This is a genomic window from Pleomorphochaeta sp. (assembly GCF_050031695.1).
Classification (GTDB): domain Bacteria; phylum Spirochaetota; class Spirochaetia; order Sphaerochaetales; family Sphaerochaetaceae; genus Pleomorphochaeta.
Window position 1 is genome coordinate 76,714 of record NZ_JBNAIC010000021.1, and the last position, 17,247, is coordinate 93,960.

The following is a 17,247-nucleotide window of genomic DNA, read 5'->3' on the forward strand; positions in this document are numbered from 1 at the left end:
AAAATCAATAAATGTTTAAATCTTAGGAGGTTTTATGAGTAGATTTGATGATTTTAATTTTATAGTAATCGAAGGTAGATTAACTAAAGATCCTATTCTTAGAAATTTTAAAAATAATAATTGTGTTTGTACATTCACAATAGCAGTAAATTCTTCTTATAAAGGGAAGGATGAATCTTATGTTCAAGAAGTTGGATTTTTTGATATTGATGTATGGAATAATGCAGCTAGAGCTTGTAATCAATATTTAAAAAAAGGATGTAAAATTAGAGTAAAAGGAGCTCTAAAATTAAGAAAATGGGAAAATAGTGACGGAAGTAAAAAATCAAAAGTTTATATAAAGGCTGATAATGTTGAGTTTAGTAATAATGAAGTTAAAAGCTCTTGTAGTGAAAGAGGAGATAAGAACGGAGAAATCGAAACCTCATTAGGTATAAATATTACACCAACTTTTTAGAGATTATATGTGCATCATTTAAAAATGATGCATTATTATTGACAATTTAGCTTATATAAATAAACATATAGCTTATGTTTAAAAAGAAATATATATTAATACTGTTCTTATTTATTTCATTTTTTGTTTCCTGTAAATCAAATGATGAAATTACATATAAAACTGAAACCCAAATTGCTATGGGTACGGTATGTTCAATAAAAGTTGAAGAAAATGTTGATGATGAAATAATCTCTAATTGTTTTGATATTATTATGAACGTTGAAAGTGATATCAGTAGAACTAAAGAATCGAGCTTAATTAGCATATTAAATAGAGAAAAATCAGTAGTTGTAACTCAAGAAATTTATGATTTATTTGAATATTCAATTGAATTAGCAAAAATGAGTGAAGGAAATTTTAATATTGCTATGGGTGGTATTGTCAGTTTATGGGATATTGGTGGAGATAATCCAAGAATTCCAGAAACTTCTGAATTAGAAAGTATAAATATAAATTATGATGAAATTAAACTAGATGAAGATTCTCTTACTATTGAAATACCAGAAAATATGGAAGTCGATTTAGGGGGACTTGGTAAAGGCTATGTTGCTGATAAAATTGTTGCATATTTAAAGAGTCAAAATGTAAATAGGGCAATTATTAACTTAGGTGGTAATATTGTTGTTATTGGGGAAAAAGAAGATGGCATTCCATGGATAATTGGATTACAAGATCCATATGATGAAAGTGTTTTATTTACAACATTAAAAGTAAAGGATCTTTCTATTGTAACTTCAGGGACTTATGAAAGATATTTTTATCAAGAAGGTATTAAGTATCATCATATATTAGATCCAGAGACTCTCTATCCTAGTATTAGTGATATAGTAAGTTCTACTATAATTGGACCTAATTCTTTAATTTGTGATAGTCTTTCAACAACTTGTTTTATTTTGGGAAGTGAAAAAGCTTTAGCTTTAATTGATCAAATGGATGGGTATTCTGCATTTTTTATGTTAGAAGATGATACGATTATACATAGTGACTCTTTCGATATTGAATATAATCTAGTCGATTAAATATTCATTTTCGTTATTAATAGATCCAAAAGAATTTCCTTTAGTGACAGTTATATAAAAATCATTTTTACTATCTGTATCTACAAAGAAATAATTATTTATAACCCTTCTATTAATAGTTCTTGTTGATGTTTCATAAGTTGTATCTATTGCCTCATTCGATAAGGGGTATGAGTTTTCCCACATACCAATGCTTGAAAGAGTTTTAGCTATTTCTAGAGTTTTCTCATTAGCAAATCCTTCACAATTTTCACTAGTTTTATTTGAATAGATAATACAATCTAATACTTTTGCATTAAAAGAAGGACTATCTAATACTAAAAGACATCCATTATTAGAGCTTAACCCATTTTTATTTTCACTGATTAGATAATCTTCATTTTTATTATCTTTAAACGAGATAACTATAAAATCTCCCTCATTGACTAATATATTGGGTAAAATACATCTGTCTTCATAATTTTGATTAAATCCATCAGATACAACAATTCCAGCAATTGAACCACTTTTTGTTACTACTAGTTCAACTTTATCACAATTAGATGAAGTTCCTTTTGTTGAAACTTCACTAATTAAGACTTCTGCTAAATTTGTATTTTTAGTATAAACTTCTGATTCAACTTGTGTAGAGTTCCCATTTAAATCTTCTACTTTGATTACTAGATTATGTTTTTCTCCGGGTATTAACTCATCCTGTTGAAAATATGTTAATTTATTTTTATTAATCTTATAATTAGTTTTTTTTAATTTATCTAAATAAAAGGATGAGCTAGTTTTATTAGCTAAAGCTTCATCAAATAATATTTCTATACTATAGGGACTATTGCTTTCAATGTATTTTAATTTTGGAGGGGTAGAATCATAATTTTCTAATAAATTGAAAGTTTGAATGATTTTAGAATCACATGATATTAGTAATATTATAGAAATAGATAAGAAAATGCATAAATATTTAATTTTTTTCATATAATATGATATATAGTTTTTTTTTATATTGCCCCAAAAATAAAAAATCTTTAAACTCTAAGAAAAAAATAAAGGATTGAATATGGGTAAATTGTGGCAAAAAGAATATTCTTTAGATTCTTTGATGGAAGATTTTACAGTATCTAATGATTATATATTAGATCAAGATTTAGTAATTAGTGATGCTTTAGCTTCTATAGCACATGCTAGAGGATTAAATAAGATAAATATATTAAGTGATGATGAATTAAAAACTTTAGAAAAAGGTTTACAAGAAGTAATCAACTTAAGAGAAAATGATAGTTTTGAAATAACTAAAGAAAATGAAGATTGTCATACAGCAATTGAGAGTTATTTAACTACTAAATATGGTGATGTTGGAAAAAAAATCCATACAGGTAGAAGTAGAAATGACCAAGTACAAACTGCATTAAGAGTATGGATGAGAGAGTTTTCTATAAAATTATCTAGTGAAACTGCTAAACTTGCTAAAGAATTGTTAGAATTTGCTGATAAATATAAAGATATACCTATGCCAGGAAGAACTCATATGCAGATAGCTATGCCATCTTCAGTTGGGCTTTGGGCAGCTTCTTTTGCTGAAGAATTTATTGATGAAGCAAATAGAGTAGATGACTTTTTAAAAGTGTTAGATCAATCTCCTTTAGGTTCAGCAGCCTCTTACGGTGTTCCTTTAGATTTAGATAGAGCTTATACTGCTAAAGAAATGGGCTTTTCTAAAGTTCAAAAAAATGTATTATATGCTAATAATTCTAGGGGTAAATTTGAAGCTATGTTATTAGATTTATGTGATTATATTGCTTTAACTTGTAGTAAATTAGCTCAAGATTTAATTTTATTTACTTTACCAGAATTTGGTTATTTTTCTCTTCCTAAAGAGCTTTGTACTGGAAGTTCAATCATGCCACAAAAGAAAAATCCTGATGGACTTGAATTAGCTAGAAGTAGATCAGCTGTAGTAAGTAGTACATCAATAAGAGTAAAAACAATAATTAGATCTTTACCTTCAGGTTATAATAGAGATTTTCAAGATACAAAGGAACCTTTATTAGTAGGTACTAAAGCAACTTGGTCTTTAGTTGCAATAATGAATAAGATGATGAATAAAGTAGAAGTACATAGTGATAATCTAGCAAAAGCATGTGTTAGTGACTTATATGCTACTGATGAAGTTTTAGAGAGAGTAAAACTTGGTGAAAACTTTAGAGATACTTATAAAAATGTTGGATTAAATCTTGATGCAGTTAAGAAGTATGATCCTTATGAAACTATAAAAAATAGAAGCAGTATTGGTACAACTAATAATTTATGTTTATTAGAAAATAAAGAAGAAGCTATTTCATTAATCAAAAAAAATGAAGAAATAATTGATAGATTCAAAATGGCATATAAAGGTCTTTGTGGATTAGATATAGAAGCTGTTAATCTATAGTTTAAAACATAATAGAAATATAAGCATCTAAATTAAAAGATTTGGGTGCTTTTTATTTTTTATTCTTTACCAATAAAACTTAACTGTATATTATTGTATGTACGTCCTAGATAGGGATATACATATCAAAAATATAGTGTGGTATAAATTTATGATTAAAGAAAATTTTAGGTTGAGAGAGAAATCGTATAGTTGTTATTTTGAATTAACTCTTGATTTAATAGGTGGCAAATGGAAGCCTGTAATTTTATATCATATTGGTCAAAATGATGTTTTACGATATGCACAAATAAAAAAATGCATACCTAAAATCACAGAAAGAATGTTATCCAAACAATTAAAAGAATTAGAATCTGATGGAATAGTAAATAGAAAAGTTTATCCTGTAATCCCTCCAAAAGTTGAATATAGATTAACAGAAAAGGGAAAAGCTTTAATACCATTGCTTTATCAATTAAGAGATTGGGGCGAAGTTTATTTTAATGATAATATTGATATGTTTGATCATAAAGAGTTAGAACAAGAAAATTAATTGTAATTATTTTCCACAAGCTGTTTTAGATCCAATTTCTTTATGATGTTTTATACATTCTATACAATTTCCATGTCTTTCACATTTAATATTTTTACATGGACATTCTGTTTTTTTCTTTTTAATTATTTTTTCTATCATAAAAAGAATATATATGAAAGAATAATAGATTTCAACATATCAAATTATATGAATCTATACGAACAAAGTTGTCCGTATAATACAAATAAAACCGTTATTGACATATTTTTTTTATCTGATATATTTTAGTTGTAATCGTGACGGTTACAATAAAAATATATATGAGGAAAATATGGTTAAGACAATATTAGTAACAGGTTCAACTGATGGAATTGGTTTAGAAACGATAAAGAAATTAGCCAAGGATGGACATTATCTATTAATTCATGGAAGAAATGCTAATAAACTTGAGAAAGTAAAAAACATTATTGAACAAATACCAAATCATGGTGAAATTGAAACATATAGTTATGATTTATCTAGCCTTTCTCAAGTAAAGGATTTTGCTAACGATATAAAATCTAAACATAGTAAATTAGATGTATTAATTAATAATGCAGGTGTATTTAATGTTTTAGAAGTAAGATGTGAAAATAATTTAGATACTAGATTTACAATAAATACCATCGCTCCATATTTGTTAACTAAATTATTAATGCCAATATTAGCACAAAATTCAAGAGTAATTAATTTATCCTCAGCAGCACAAGCTCCTTTTAATGTGAATTCAATAAAAACACTAAGCCCTTATTCAAATGGTAATGTTTATGCACAAAGCAAATTAGCATTAACTATGTGGACATTTGAACTAGCTAAAAAATATGGTAATGGATTAAATACTTTTTTAGCAGTCAATCCTGGATCTTTATTAGCTAGTAAGTTAGTAAAAGATGCTTATGGAATTGAAGGTTCATCACTACAAATTGGAGCAAATATATTATATGAAGCTGCATTAAGCAAAAAGTTCAATACATCTAATGGTAGATATTATGATAATGATTCTAAGTGTTTTAATAATGCTTATATTGATGCTTATGATTCTAAATTGAGAAATGAATTAATTATCGTATTAGATGAAATTATTGATGAATTTATTAAATAAATTGAGGTAATGTTATGAATTATGAAGGTAAGATATATAGGCCTTGGCCAGAAGCAAATAGTTTAATTATCCAAGTTACAACTGGGTGTACCCATAACAAATGCACATTTTGTGATATGTTTCGAGAACAAAAGTTCCATATAAAAGATATTAATGTAATCTTTGACGATATAGAAGAATCTGCATCTCTTTATAAAGATTATGTTGAATCAATTTTTTTAGTCGATGGAAATGTTATGGTTCTAAATACTGAATTTTTACTGAAGGTTATTAATAAAATTAATAAGTCTTTTCCTAAGTTAAAAAGAATTGCTCTATATAGTAGTTTTAATGATTTGAGAAGGAAAAGTGTTGAGGACTTAAAGAAATTAAAAAAAGCTGGAATTGAAATGGTTTATGTTGGTTTAGAATCTGGCAATGATGATATTTTAGAATTCGTAAAAAAAGGTATAACACCTAATCAAGCAATTGAGGGTATGAAAAAAGCTAAAGAAGCAGAAATTAAAGTCTTAGTTTCTATAATTTTTGGTTTGGGTGGAAAATATAAATCTAAAGAACATATAAAAGATACTGTTGAATTAATTAATATTATAAAACCTGATGAAATTGCTCCTATGGCATTAACTTTACAACCTAATACAGTATTAAAACAACAAGCTGATTCTAAAGAATTTATACAAGCAACTCCTTTACAAATATTAGAAGAAGAAAAATATTTAATTGAAAATATTGGCTCTTTTAAAACTTATTATTGGGGTGATCATGGAAATAATATATTAACAATTAGAGGTTATTTACCAGAAAATAAAGAACTTTTTTTAACAAAAATAAATCAAAATATTAGTAATAATCCAATAGTTGAAGATGAAATTTTATTAACACAACCTTGGTAATAGGTTTTGTTAGCAAATCGAAATATAAAATAGTTTATTAAATTAAATTAAATCAAAAAGAAAAGGAATATTTTATGAAAGGAATTAGTGGAAAAGTAGTTTTTGTAACTGGTGGAGAAAATGGTTTAGGCGCTGCAATAGCAAAAAAATTTGCAAATGAAGGTGCAAAGGTAATTATTTTTGGTATTGATGATGTAAATGGAGTAAAAGTTGAAAAAGAACTTAATCTTATTAGTAAAGGTTCAATGTTTATAAAAGGAAATGTTACTAATAATGAGGATTTAGCAAAAGCTATGTCTATAATTAAAGAAAAATATGGAAGATTAGATTTTGCAATTAATAATGCTGGAATTACAGGTGTACTATATTCATTAAAAGATACAAGTGAAGATCAATTTGATAAGATTATGGCTGTAAATGTTAAAGGTACTTTTTTATCAATGCAAAATGAATTAAATTTAATGAGTGAGAATAATTTTGGTAGGATTGTAAATATTTCATCTGAAGCTGGTTTTTCTGGAGGGTTTAAAGGCTTTCCTGTATATATTGCTAGTAAGCATGCAATAAATGGATTAACAAAAGCCACAGCAATTGAATATGCAACAAGTGGAATAACCATTAATGCAGTAGCACCAGGAACTATGAAAACTCCATTAGTTGAAGCATATAGTAAAGAAGATCAAGATAAATTAAGCTCAATTAGGCCTACTAAAAGATTAATTGAGGTTGATAATGTGGCAACAACAGTATTATTTATGTGCTCTGATTATGCAGTAGATGCAGTTGGTTCAATATTTAATATGGACGGTGGATACACTGCCCAATAATATTTAAATAGTAAAAAGTATCTTTATTCAAAAATCATTGAAAAAAGATACTTTTTTCTTTTAATAAAACATATTTATATCACAAGAAATAAGGAAATATATAATTTGTTATAATTTTCTAAAAAATATTATATAATTTATTAATCCTTGTAATTGAAAAACTATTCTTATTTATTGTATCCTAAAGTTATGAGCATCATTAAACCCCACAAACTCGGTGTTATTGCTGGCCCGGGTAGTGAATATTTTACAAGCAAAGTCGTGAAGCATTTGCGTCGCTTATATAAAGAGCGGTATGATAAATTATCTGGCGCATTAGCAAAGAGACACGATATGAGTGAGGAACAAATCTTACAGATGGTCACCTTAATTGATGATATGAATAGTAAGAGAATTCCTAGAAGGAAATGTCCAACACAATTTCAGTGTCCCGACTTCACTATAAGAGCAAAATATACAAGATTTGCTAATGGAGAAGAAAAGGCTGAAATTCTAGATCCTGTAAGAGGATTAAGAGTATTTTTCATTTATGACGTTTCTAATATGGAACCAATTAAATTAAATGGTTCAATCGAACCTGTAAGACTTAGTGTAAACGATCATTTAATGTTTTTATTAACAACAATTCATGCTATAAAATTAGCTGGAGCGGAATCAATTACTTTAGTTTTACCAACTTATCCATATTCTAGACAACATAAGAAAACTAGTAGAGAAGCATTAACTGCAAGTCTATTTTCACATATTTGTGATATGCTAGATGTTGAAAGAATTATCACACTTGATATTCACTCTAGAGAAATCGAAAACAGTTTTATGAAAACACATCTTGAGAATCTTCATGGTTCTTATCAAACTCTAATAGCTTTAAGTCGATTAATTGATTTAAGTGATCCTGACATTGTTGTAGTATCACCTGATACCGGAGCTATTTCTAGAAATAAATTCTACGCACAATCCTTACATAGACCTTTAGCTGTATTATATAAAGAAAGAGATTATTCAATAGTAAGTACTGATGCAAACCACACTAATATTAAAAATATTAATTTGTTAGGTGATGTAAAAGGAAAAACTGTATTAATGGCAGATGATATGATTGCAACTGGTGGAACAATGATTACTGCTATGAGAGAGTTAATGAATAAAGGTGCAAAACAAATTATTTGTATGATTTCCCTTCCTTTCTTTAATGGTGGTGGTATTGAAAACTTTGATAAAGCCTACAAAGAAGGTGTATTCTATAGAATTATTGGTACAAACTCTGTAACTCACGGTCATGATTTATTAGATAAACCATGGTTTGTTCAAGCTGATATTTCAGAATTGTTCGCAAGAACTATTAGTAGACTTCACCATGGTAGATCAATTAGTCCATTATTAGATAATAGAAGATTTATCCAAAAACTTATTGATTCACAACAAGCCTCAGGTGCATTCAGCAAACAAAATAAAGCCGCTGAAAAAAATTAGTAACTGATTAAAACTTTGAAAGGCCCAAAGTTTTGGGCCTTTTTTTATTTGGAAAATATTTTTTTGTTGAGTTTTATAAAAAAATATTATATATTTCACAAGCAAAACGTAGTTTATATAAAAAAAAATTAATATATAAACATAAAAGAAATAAGGAGCCCTTTATGCAAATGTCCCACAGAATATCTGGATTTAAATGTTCGCCAATTAGAAGATTATCCCCATATGCTGTAGCCGCCGCGAATAGAGGGATTAAAATTCATCATTTAAATATTGGTCAACCAGATATTAAAACTCCAAAAGAAGCTTTAGATTCTATAAAGAATTTTTCTAAACCTAATATTCCTTATGGTCCAAGCGAAGGTCTTTTAGAATTAAGAGAAGGTGTTGTTGAATATTATAAGAAATTAAATGTTGATATTGAAGTTGAAGATGTTCTAATTACAACTGGTGGATCAGAAGCTCTTCAATTTGCATTTATGACACTTTGTGATCCTTATGATGAGATTATTATACCTGAGCCTTATTATACTAATGTAACAAGCTTTGCAAGAACTGCAATGGTTGATCTAATACCTATAACTAGTAGGATTGAAGATGCATTTTCTCTACCACCAATAGAAGAGTTTGAAAAGAGAATTACAAGGAAAACTGGTGCTATATTATTATGTTCTCCTAATAACCCAACAGGTCATATATATTCTAAGAAAGAAATGCAAAGCATTTTAGAATTATGTGAAAAATATGATATATTTTTAATAGTTGATGAAGTATATAGAGAATTTTGTTATGAAAATGATTTTTGTAGTGTATTAAATTATACAGATTATCAAGATAGAATTGTTTGTATAGATTCCTTTTCAAAAAGATATAGTATGTGTGGATCTAGAATTGGTGCAGTAGTTACTAAAAATGACGACTTCAAAGCAAACATGTTAAAATTATCACAAGCAAGATTATGTCCACCTGATATTGAACAAATTGCAGCTATAGCAGCATTAAAAACATCTCCTGAGTATTTAGTTGAAGTTAAAGAAGAATATAAAAAGAGAAGAGATTTTTTAAGCGATGGCTTAAAAAAGATTGAAGGTGTAATATCTTCTACTCCTAAAGGAGCTTTTTATCAAGTTGCTGAGTTACCTGTTGATGATGCAGAAAAGTTTGCTATATTTCTTTTAGAAGAATTTAGTTATGAGAATGAAACAGTTATGATTGCTCCTGCAGAAGATTTTTATGTAACTCCAGGAATTGGTAAAAAACAAGCAAGAATAGCTTATGTTCTAAATACAGATGATTTAAGAAAAGCTTTGATTTGTTTAGAAAAAGGTTTAGAAGCTTATAAAAAGAAATATTTATAATATAGAAATAAATAGAATATAACCGTTACAAAAAAGATGTAGTTTTACATCATTAATGTAACGGTTTTTATTAGTTTTAACTATTTTAATTTTTTATAGTTTTAATATGCGAAGGATTTGTTTTTATAATAAAAAATGTTTGTGTTGGGTAATTTATTTTTTTTCATTGACTACTTATATTATGAGGTTCATAATTAAATTAGTATTATAAATTAGATTTATAATAAAAAAATAGAATTATTATGAAAAAAAATATAAGAAAAAATAATGATATTATAATTTATCTAATTATTATTCTAATAGGAATACTAATCACTTTAGTATACACTTATCAAGTAAAAAAAACATATAATCAATTATCAGAAATAGCTTATAAAGAAGCAGAAATAGAAATAAAAACAACAGTAAATAATTTAATATTATCGATAGATGCGATACGCTCATATCATTTAAATTATAAAGATTATGATAACTTATCTTTAGATGAAAAAGATGAAATTGATAAAGAAGTTAAAGCTATAGCAGAAGAAATAATAAGAAATCAAAAGATTTTTGATAATCAATATTTTTGGGTTAATGAAGTTTTGAATTTTGAAGGTGGGGACAATTATGCTATTCGAAGAGTTCATCAAAATTTAGTAGAAACTGAAGGAACCTTTTTATCGACTGATATGAAAGATTTCTTAGGGGATACCCCTTATCAATCTGAGCTTGATGGTATCAATAAAGATGGAGAAATTTTACAAAGTTATTATTTCAAAAATCTTGAAGATGATAGGATTTTAAAAAAATTATCTTATGCAAAATTATATGAGCCATATAATTGGATTGTTGCCTCTGGTAGACCTTATGAAGATATATATTCACAAGCAAATGCCCTATATGAGAAAAGTAGAACAATGTTAAGTATTATCTATATGGTTGATTTTTGTTTTACATTTGTAATGTGTCTTGCTTTTTATTTTTATAAAAAGAAAAGACAATATAAGCAAAATCAAGATGAAGCAATAAAGTTAAATGAATATAGATCAGAATTTATAGCTAGTGTTACTCATGATTTAAGAACACCTTTAAATGCTATTGTAGGACTTATCGATTTAATAAATAAAGAAACTTATTCCAAAGAAGAAGAGAAAGATATATTAATAAAGATGGATATGTCATCAAAATACTTATTATCGTTAATAGATGATATTCTAGATACTACGGCAATAGAGGAATCTAGAATGCTTATTAATGATGAACTATTCGATATTAAAGACGTTATATATCCGATTACAAGTATTTATTTTATCAACAGTATAGAACATGGTATTATCTTTAATTGTCATTGTGAAAATATCCCAAAAGAATTATTATATGGTGATATATATCGAATTAAGCAAGTAATTACTAATCTATTATCAAACTCATTAAAATTCACAAATTCTAAAGGTCATATTGATTTATATTTTAGAGAAGAAATTCAAAATGATAATGAAGTTATGTTAATTATTAACGTAATAGATACTGGTTGTGGAATTGAAAAAGAAAAGCTTGATACAATTTTTAATAAATTTGAGCAAGGAAGTACTAATACTAAAGATATCTATGGAGGTAGTGGTTTAGGTCTTTCTATAGTTAAAAATTTAGTAAATTTAATGGGTGGTGAAATTTTAGTTAAATCAGAAGTTGATAAAGGCTCTGACTTTGAAATTCACTTAAAACTAAAATCTTATAATAAAGAAGAAAAGTTATTGAAAAAAGCACATAAAGAAAATATTTTGTTTGTTGAAATAGAGCCAAATCAAAATAATATAAAATCGATTTGCAAAAACATGGATATTGATTGTTCTTTTGCTAGTAGTATTTCTAAAGCTCTACAAATAATAGAAAATAGTAGAGAAGATAATATAGCTTTTTCTTATATAATAATATCTTCTAATTCTTATTATTTCATACATAAAAAAGAAATTGAAAAATTTAGTCATATTATTAACAAAGAGAAAACACAAATAATTATAGCATCATATGCAAATAATTATTTTGATGAAAGTGCATATAAAGTTATACAAAAGCCAATACTTAAATCTACTTTAAATGATTTATTAAATTATAAACTTCTAGATGTAAAAAAGGACTTTCATGATGAAAATAATGATATAAAGAATTTACAAGTTTTACTTGTAGAGGATAACGAAATAAATATGTTTGTTGCAGAGAAAATGTTAAAAACTAAAAATGTAACAGTTGAATGTGCTAAAGATGGATATGAAGCATATACCCTTTTCGAAGAAAAAGGGGATAATTATTTTGATGTTATATTTATGGATTGTAGAATGCCTATATTAAATGGCCTTGAAGCTACAAAATTGATTCGAGAAAGTGATTTATCTTATTCTAAAAATATTATGATATATGCTATGACTGCAAATACTTCAAAAAAAGAAATTGAAGAATGTTATAGAGTTGGAATGAATGGATACATTTCAAAACCAATTGATATTAATATTGTATATAATGTTTTAAAGGAAGTTTCTGATAAAAAATATCAAAAAGATAAAAAAAGATTGTAGTTAATACAATCTTTTTTATTAATTTAATTATCGTTTGTTAGTGACTTAATAAAAGGGATTAGGACTGAAAGAGCGATTTCATTGTGTCCACCTTCTGGAATAATTAAATCAGCATATTTCATAGTGGGTAATATAAAATTAAAAAAGCCAGGTCTTACAACTTCTAGATATTGATTAATTACACTATCAGCGGTTCTGCCTCTTTCTGCTATATCTCTTTGTAATCTTCTAATGAATCGAATATCATCAGGTGTATCTACATATAATTTTAAATCTAAGATATCTCTTATTGGTTTGTCATATAAAACCATTAATCCTTCAATAATTACTAATTTTTGAGGTTCCACTCTTATAGTTTCTTCTCGTCTTTGGTGATGTACAAAATCATATTCAGGCATATCTATAGCTTCACCCTTTTTTAAACTTGATAAATGAGAATGTAATAGTTCCATATCAAAAGCATCTGGGTGATCAAAGTTAAAAGCTGTTATATTTTCATTATTAATAAATGAAGCACTTTTGTAATAATTATCTTGAGGTATAAATACAAAATCAGAACAAACTTCACTAATTTTTCTTACAATAGTTGATTTTCCGGAGCCGGACCCTCCAGTTATTCCTATTATTTTAACGTCCATTAATTTTTCCTTTTAAAGAGTCATTATTTTAAACAATAATACTCTTTTAAATATGTAATGTAAATAAACTTATTAACCGATAATAATAAAAAATATTATGTTTATTATAGCATTAATTATTGTTAATTTTTTAACTAATACATACAATGCAGTTATGATTTATTATCTAGCGTTTTTTTTTGTTAATTCAACTTTTGTAATCATAAATCCATACTTGCAAGTTATGCTTGATAACTTAGGTTTCGGATTTGAAGCTGTCGGAATTTTTATTGCTTGTTTTGAGGGCTTTGGGATTTTAGGACCTTTATTAATTGGACATATAGCAAATAGTAAAAATTGGTATAAAAAAACGATTATTGCATCATTAATAATAAGTAGTTTAAGTTTTTATTTTCTTTCTTATGTTAATTCTTATATAGCTGTAATTTTATTGTTAATTACTACAGGTTTTTTCTTTCGAGCAATTGCCCCATTATTAGATTCTATAGGAAATGCTGCTGTAAGTGGTGATAGTGCAAGATACACAAAGATTAGAGCAGCAGGAACTGTTGGGTATGTTATTATTTCTGCAACGCTTTCTTTAATTAATCGACCTATACTTGATTCTAATAAAAGTATTGGTCTTTGGTTAATAATTATTAGTTTTATTTCAGTTATAATTATGTTTTTTGTACCTAAAAATGATGACTTGTATGTTAAAATGGTAAAAGACAATAGTAATAATAATGGGAATTGGTTTGATAAAGCTTTTGTTATTTGCTTAATTTTAATTGGTTTGAATCGCTTTTCATTATCGGGCGTTTGTTCTTTTTTGTCATTATATTCAATTAAAGAAGTCGGATATACAGATTTAACTACTTTAAATTTGGTCTCAACAGTAGCTGAATTTTTTGTGATGATATATAGTGGCCATTTATTGCAAGAAAAAAAAGTAAAACCTGTTAATATGTTAATTTTCGGAAGTTTAATTTTAACAATAAGAGTTCTAATATATGCTTTTTTACCAAGTGTAAAATTCTTATTATTAGGGCAGACTTTACACAGTGTATGTTATGGTTCATTTCATGCAGCCTCAATAGTTTTTATAAATAAGCATATTAGAAAAGATATGAGTGGTGTAGGTATTAGCATGTATTATGCATTAGCAACAAGTTTACCTTCCGTAATTAGTTCTTCAATTGGAGGATTTATTATTTCAAACTATAACTTTACCAGTTTATTTCTTTTTTACGGAGTAATTAGTATGTTATCAGTATTGATTGGAATTATTTTTTATAAAACATTGAATAAAGAAATTGAATATTCAATATAGATTTAATATAGTTATTTGAGTTGTTTAGATTTAAAAAACTGTTATAATTTGGTTAGTTTAGGAGATATCATAGATGAGTAATACTAGCACTTGGGATTTAGAAAAAGCAAATATTTCAAAAGAAAAAATAGAAAAGAATATTAAGGATTCATCAAGACAGATAGAATCTGATATATATTCAATATTAAATATAATAGAAAATTATGATCCTCTTTTAGTTTTAAAAACTATAGCTATTTATACAAATGAGATAGTGGAAAAGAATCAAGAACGTTTAGATATTCAATCAAATATGTATGGATTAATGAGATTTTTGATAAAATGGGTTGCTACAAACCCAAATGACTTTTCTGATAAACAAGATATGAAAGGTTTTGATAAGAATAAATTAAAGAAACTATATTTACAACTTGAGGCTCATACTGTTAAGTATCTAGATAATTATATTTTACAAGAGATTGATGATATTAAAAATAGAACACCTATACAAAAAATTGTTACCAATTATATAAATCCACTACCAACAGAATTTGATAAACTAAATGACAAAGTATTAGAATTAAAATGTACACTTTTACCATTTGCTAGTGAAATTTCAAAGACATTTGATGCTGATTTAGAAACACTTATAGAAGCTGCAAAAATTATTACTTATAGTGGTTTTAAAGCTATGAATCTTTTAGAAGATGAAGTTGACAGATTTGCTCTAATGACTCAAGAGAAAATAGAAGAATATAGAAAAGCAGGTAATAAAGAAGAAGATAAAGATTTACTTCAAAGAATAATCAAAGAAGAAAATTGGGAAAAATGGTTTAATGATATCAAATATAAGAGTGAGGGGTTTGATTTATTTTATGCAAATAAATTAACATCTCTTTCCCAACATGATATTGATTTGTTATCAATTAGTTCAAATAGTATTCAAACTAATAATTATTGCTGGTTAACAGAAAGTGCTGGTCTTGATGATTCTCTGTTCATTAAAATACGCAATAAAGCTTTTATATTTGATGGTATGTTTGCAATAGATAGATTATATTCCACTATTAAAAAAGTTGTATTATTAAAGAATCCAGATTATAGAGAGTTTTGGGAAACTAATGAATTAAGAAAAAGTGCAATGCTTCCTTTTTCAATATTTGCAGGTGTTTTTAGTAAATTGGGGTATACTTTAAATTATAAGTTTAAAGAAACAGAATTTACCACCTTCTTTGATAAAGAAGGTGGAGATAAAGTTTATCTACAGGTCCCAAAAGCAAAAGGGTATAATATCCCATTAAACCCAATATCTGAAATAACAAAATTAAATAACTCTATAAATTCTTATAATTTAAGTTTAAAAAATATTGATGAAATTGAAGATCCAATTATTGTTGTAATCGACGATGAGAGAGAACCTGATTTAGTAGAAAAGGACAATGTTTTTTATGTAAAATTATCTTATGTTGTTACGTTAATGAACGACTTTGGAAAAATTGTTGAATTTAAAAAGCAAGTTCTCAAACTCGAGAATCTAAAGATTGAAGATGAAAAGAAGCATGATCATGATGATCATGATAATGATGAAACTCCAACAGAAAAAAAAGATGATGTTTTAGTTGATGAAATTGAAAATACTTTTGATGATGATGATTTATTAGATGAAGCAGAAGAAGTTTTAGGAGATGAGTCTTCTATAGAAATAGAAGGTGACAACTTTGATTTTGATGAAGATGATTTAATGGATGAAATAGCTCAAGATGAGATTGAAGATGATAATGCTATTTTAAATAAAGATACATTTGATTTTACAGAAGTTTTAGATGATGAAAATTTACAAGATGAACTAGAAGAAGATATTAATACATATGAAGAAGTTTCAGATATTTTAGAAAATCATTTTGTTGAACAGGTGTATGAAAGTAACTTAGTTGAACCTGATGAAATAGAGGATGAAATTGTTTCTGAGATCTCTGAATTAGATACACTTGAAAATTTGAATCAAGAGAAATCTAATTTAGATGACACTTCTTTTGAGATTGATGATTTAATGGATGAAATAGCTGAAGAAGAATTGGAAGCAGAGAAAGAAGCAAAAGAACGTAAAGAAAATAAAGGAAATTTTTCATTTTTTGATTTACTTAATAATGTTGCTCAAGGTAAAGATCCTTTAGGTACCGATTCTGATAATCAAACAGAAGTTAATCAAACAGATGTTATCAATGAAGGATCAGACGATATTACTAATGAAAAAACGATTGAAGATGCTAAAATTGAGAAAAAAGCTCCTTCTTCAAGTTTTTCTTTCTTTGATGTTTTAAATAATGTTGCTCAGGGAAAAGATCCTTTATCTTCTGAAAAGAATTTAGAATTAAAAAATGGAAGTGAGTTTGTTGAATCTATAAATGAAGAACTTGATAAAATAGATGAAGATGATAGTGACTTAGACAGCTATGGCATAATTGATGAAGCTAATGAAATAGATGAAGCTAATGAAATAGATGAAGTTAATGAAATAGATGAAGTTAATGAAATAGATGAAGTTAATGAAATAGATGAAGTTAATGAAATAGATGAAGTTAATGAAATAGATGAAGTTAATGAAATAGATGAAGTTAAT

15 protein-coding genes are annotated in these 17,247 nt (G+C 26.5%); 12 read left to right on the forward strand and 3 right to left on the reverse strand.

Annotated elements, in window-relative coordinates:
* Positions 1–34 precede the first annotated feature (34 nt).
* Positions 35–457, forward strand: coding sequence for a single-stranded DNA-binding protein (locus ACPKM0_RS04850; RefSeq protein ID WP_472473842.1), 423 nt, complete (start codon positions 35–37; stop codon positions 455–457).
* Positions 458–531: 74 nt separating this feature from the next.
* Positions 532–1,518, forward strand: coding sequence for an FAD:protein FMN transferase (locus ACPKM0_RS04855; protein WP_472473843.1), 987 nt, complete (start codon positions 532–534; stop codon positions 1,516–1,518).
* On the opposite strand, the gene ACPKM0_RS04860 is transcribed toward ACPKM0_RS04855, so the two are convergent.
* Positions 1,507–2,484 (reverse strand): hypothetical protein, encoded by a 978-nt coding sequence (locus ACPKM0_RS04860; protein WP_472473845.1) that lies wholly within the window; start codon positions 2,482–2,484, stop codon positions 1,507–1,509. The two genes, ACPKM0_RS04855 and ACPKM0_RS04860, sit on opposite strands and share 12 nt — an antisense overlap.
* Positions 2,485–2,566: 82 nt before the next feature.
* On the opposite strand from ACPKM0_RS04860, the gene argH reads away from it, so the two are divergent.
* Together argH and ACPKM0_RS04870 are read left to right on the forward strand one after the other, a co-directional pair.
* Complete coding sequence (argH, locus tag ACPKM0_RS04865; RefSeq protein ID WP_472473847.1) at positions 2,567–3,937, forward strand: argininosuccinate lyase; 1,371 nt, start codon at positions 2,567–2,569, stop codon at positions 3,935–3,937.
* Positions 3,938–4,088: 151 nt separating this feature from the next.
* Entirely contained in the window at positions 4,089–4,469 is a 381-nt protein-coding gene (locus tag ACPKM0_RS04870) for a winged helix-turn-helix transcriptional regulator (RefSeq protein WP_472473848.1), read from the forward strand.
* Between the two features lie 6 nt (positions 4,470–4,475).
* Here ACPKM0_RS04870 and ACPKM0_RS04875 read toward each other — a convergent pair whose 3' ends face one another.
* Complete coding sequence (locus ACPKM0_RS04875; protein ID WP_472473850.1) at positions 4,476–4,610, reverse strand: hypothetical protein; 135 nt, start codon at positions 4,608–4,610, stop codon at positions 4,476–4,478.
* A gap of 172 nt (positions 4,611–4,782) precedes the next feature.
* Between ACPKM0_RS04875 and ACPKM0_RS04880 the strand changes: the two genes are divergently transcribed.
* The 6 genes from ACPKM0_RS04880 (at position 4,783) to ACPKM0_RS04905 (ending at position 12,698) form a co-directional block, all read left to right on the forward strand.
* On the forward strand, positions 4,783–5,592 hold the full coding sequence (locus ACPKM0_RS04880) for an SDR family NAD(P)-dependent oxidoreductase (protein ID WP_472473852.1): 810 nt from the start codon (positions 4,783–4,785) through the stop codon (positions 5,590–5,592).
* Between the two features lie 14 nt (positions 5,593–5,606).
* Complete coding sequence (locus tag ACPKM0_RS04885) at positions 5,607–6,485, forward strand: radical SAM protein (RefSeq protein ID WP_472473854.1); 879 nt, start codon at positions 5,607–5,609, stop codon at positions 6,483–6,485.
* 74 nt (positions 6,486–6,559) lie between these two features.
* A complete protein-coding gene (locus tag ACPKM0_RS04890; RefSeq protein ID WP_472473856.1) occupies positions 6,560–7,312 on the forward strand; it encodes an SDR family NAD(P)-dependent oxidoreductase in 753 nt (250 codons plus the stop codon).
* Between the two features lie 189 nt (positions 7,313–7,501).
* A complete protein-coding gene (prs, locus tag ACPKM0_RS04895; protein WP_472473858.1) occupies positions 7,502–8,785 on the forward strand; it encodes a ribose-phosphate diphosphokinase in 1,284 nt (427 codons plus the stop codon).
* A gap of 170 nt (positions 8,786–8,955) precedes the next feature.
* Positions 8,956–10,143, forward strand: coding sequence for a pyridoxal phosphate-dependent aminotransferase (locus ACPKM0_RS04900; protein WP_472473860.1), 1,188 nt, complete (start codon positions 8,956–8,958; stop codon positions 10,141–10,143).
* A gap of 242 nt (positions 10,144–10,385) precedes the next feature.
* Positions 10,386–12,698 (forward strand): ATP-binding protein, encoded by a 2,313-nt coding sequence (locus ACPKM0_RS04905; RefSeq protein ID WP_472473861.1) that lies wholly within the window; start codon positions 10,386–10,388, stop codon positions 12,696–12,698.
* Between the two features lie 23 nt (positions 12,699–12,721).
* On the opposite strand, the gene udk is transcribed toward ACPKM0_RS04905, so the two are convergent.
* Entirely contained in the window at positions 12,722–13,336 is a 615-nt protein-coding gene (gene udk, locus ACPKM0_RS04910) for a uridine kinase (RefSeq protein ID WP_472473862.1), read from the reverse strand.
* A 97-nt stretch (positions 13,337–13,433) separates the two neighbouring features.
* Here udk and ACPKM0_RS04915 point away from each other — a divergent pair, with 97 nt between their 5' ends.
* Both ACPKM0_RS04915 and ACPKM0_RS04920 read left to right on the forward strand, forming a co-directional pair.
* Positions 13,434–14,648 carry an MFS transporter gene (locus tag ACPKM0_RS04915; RefSeq protein ID WP_472473864.1) on the forward strand — a complete coding sequence of 405 codons (1,215 nt, stop codon included), beginning with the start codon at positions 13,434–13,436 and terminating at the stop codon, positions 14,646–14,648.
* A gap of 73 nt (positions 14,649–14,721) precedes the next feature.
* Positions 14,722–17,247 (forward strand): hypothetical protein (locus ACPKM0_RS04920; RefSeq protein ID WP_472473866.1); only part of this gene is annotated, 2,526 nt, incomplete at its 3' end.